This window comes from Arthrobacter sp. NQ4 (assembly GCF_029077345.1).
Classification (GTDB): domain Bacteria; phylum Actinomycetota; class Actinomycetes; order Actinomycetales; family Micrococcaceae; genus Arthrobacter.
Genome location: NZ_JARETC010000002.1, coordinates 1 through 2602, shown reverse-complemented (window position 1 = coordinate 2602; position 2602 = coordinate 1). Strand labels below are relative to the sequence as shown.

Sequence of the window (2602 nt, the reverse complement as noted above, 5' to 3'; positions counted from 1 at the left end):
GATGCCATGACCACCGAAGACGACGGCTCCGCCGCCTACGAAGCCCACATCACCAAATCCGACAACACCCACGCCACCGTCAAGCTCGACACCAACTTCACCATCACCGCCACCGAAACCGGCGGCCACTGAGCCGAAGCGTTCTTCTTCGGGCGGACGCTGACCACCGGCGTCCGCCCGAACAACAACGTCACCTCAAAGCTGAATCGACCTTCATTCATGTCCAGGGCCCGTCGTTTGAGGTAATCCCTGCCGGCCCTCGCACAAGAAAGACGCTGATGACCGCCGTCAACCTCCCGCTGGTCCCGCCGATGACAGACCGCGGGCGCTCCACCGCCCATGCCCCCATTACCGAAACATTCGCGCCATGAATAGCACCGCACCTGCCGGCACCCAACACATCGCCGCCCGGCGTCCAACAGGGAACCGCGCTGCTGCCTGGGGATGGTTCCAGAAGGTGCTATCCGCCGCCATCGTCGCCGCAGCCGTGATTATCGGCGTGCAGCTGGGCCTGAACGGGCCCGCCGTCTCCCCTGTCCAGACCACCGTTATGGCCGCCGATACAGTCGGACCTGCCGCGGCGGCCACCCCGAATCAACAAGGACGGACCGGGCCCGCCAGGGGTGCGACGACGCCTGGCGGCAACAGAGGAAGGCGCTAGGACTCCTCATAGCTATTTGATGACTTACCGGCGCCGCTTGGCTGCCACAAAGGAAAAACGATGACAGCAACAGCCGACCATCCCGGAGCTGCCCGGTCAGAAGCGGGGGCGTCCGGGAGCATCTCACCGGCCCTGGCGCTGTGGCTGATTATGGCCGGTGCGGTCGCAGTCATGGCCCTGGGAGTGATCAAGGCCCCCCATCCGGTGCAGTTCAACCTTCCCCTGGTGGCCCACATGTCCGGACTGTTGGCCGGCTACGGTGTCACCGTCATGATGGGCCTGATGTCACGCGCACCTGGGCTGGAACGTGGAGTCGGTGCTGACCGGCTATCCCGATGGCACGGCTTGGGCGGCAGGGCCATCTTCGTGCTCATGCTCATTCACGGCGTAGCCGCGACCGTGGCCTGGTCAATGGTTCAACGGATCCCGTTGAGTGCGGCCACACTGGACGTTCTTCGGATGCCCGGACTTGTTACTGCCACAGCCGGAACATTGCTGTTCATCGGAGTCGGCTACGTGTCTGCGCGAAACGTGCGGCGCAGGATGAAGTATGAGTCCTGGCACTTAGTGCATCTCCTCACTTACGTGGCCATCGCGCTGTCCTTCGCCCACGAACTGGCAGGCCCGGACCTGGCGGGGATGCCCCTCGTACAGATCGCATGGAGCCTGCTCTACACCCTAAGTTTCGGGCTGGTACTCCGGTACCGGGTGCTTGCCCCGCTCACGCAGATGTGGCGGCACCGGCTGCGCGTAGATCACATCGTCCACGAGGGAGCAGGCGTGGTCAGCATCATCCTTCGAGGCCGCCACCTCGAAGAACTCAACGCCGAATCCGGCCAATTCTTTCGGTGGCGATTCCTGGCTGGACCCCTCTGGCTGTCTTCCCACCCCTTCTCGCTGTCAGCGCCGCCGCACCCCCAATTCCTCCGGATAACCGTCAAGGCGGTAGGCGACGGCACCCGCCTCATTCACGCCGTGAAACCCGGAACAAGGGTCCTCGGTGCGGGCCCGTATGGTGCCTTGACGAATGAGCGACGCGAAGGCCGGGGAGTCCTTCTAATCGGTGGCGGGGTGGGAATCACCCCTATGAGGGCCCTCTTCGAGACACTCCCGGTCCACGGACGGGAACTGACCCTGCTGTATCGGGCCTCCTCCGTGGAAGAGATTCTCTTCCGCGACGAGCTCGAGCACATCGCTCGGCAGCGCGGGGCGCAACTGATCTTCCTGACCGGATCTGCCTCCGACCCGCGGAACGCGATGTCAGCGCAAAACCTGCTGGCTATGGTCCCGGACCTTGCCACCCGAGACGTCTACATGTGCGCCTCACCACGACTCTCCTCCGCCGCGACATTGGCTCTAAGGCAGGCCGGCGTTCCGCGGAGGCAACTCCACCACGAGGATTTCAGCTTCTAGCCCTGGCAGGTCTTCGTCGGTTGAGTGCGTTTAACGGCGTCAAGCTAAGGTGGGCCGCTCCCCTTCCGGCTCGGCCGTCAGTTGAGTGGTTGTGACGCTGCTCAACGGAAAGTTTGGTATCCCAGCACACCGTGCCCATTCCAGAAGACCGGGAGGAGCGACCTATCGTTGTCTGCCGGCGTTACCTTTGATCCATGGCACCGGGCGTGGCCTTGAGCGGGACGGGTACCAGGTCCTGGAGTTCCTCGAGGGTGCAGCCGAAGGTTTCGCGGACGGTGACGCCGTCCGGGCCGGTGAGGAAGACGGCTTTGTCCGTGTAGACGCGGGTGACGCAGCCGACGCCGGTGATGGGGTAGGTGCAGGCGTCCACGATCTTGGATGCGCCTTCGCGGGTCAGGAGGGTCATCATCACGAAGACGTCCTTGGCGCCGGTGGCCAGGTCCATGGCACCGCCGACGGCGGGAATCGCCCCGGGTGCGCCGGTGTGCCAGTTGGCGAGGTCGCCGGTGGCGGAGACCTGGAAGGCGC

Annotated in this window: 3 protein-coding genes; 2 read left to right on the top strand and 1 reads right to left on the bottom strand. The window is 64.4% G+C overall.

Annotated elements, in window-relative coordinates; all coding sequences use genetic code 11:
- The first annotated feature begins 367 nt into the window (after nt 1–367).
- Nucleotides 368–661 (top strand): hypothetical protein, encoded by a 294-nt coding sequence (locus PUN51_RS03820; RefSeq protein ID WP_224025940.1) that lies wholly within the window; start codon nt 368–370, stop codon nt 659–661.
- A 60-nt stretch (nt 662–721) separates the two neighbouring features.
- Complete coding sequence (locus PUN51_RS03815) at nt 722–2074, top strand: ferredoxin reductase family protein (protein WP_275179981.1); 1353 nt, start codon at nt 722–724, stop codon at nt 2072–2074.
- Nucleotides 2075–2255: 181 nt separating this feature from the next.
- On the opposite strand, the gene PUN51_RS03810 is transcribed toward PUN51_RS03815, so the two are convergent.
- Nucleotides 2256–2602, bottom strand: a 347-nt coding sequence (locus PUN51_RS03810; RefSeq protein WP_277999246.1) for a CoA-transferase, incomplete at its 5' end; no start/stop codon positions are given.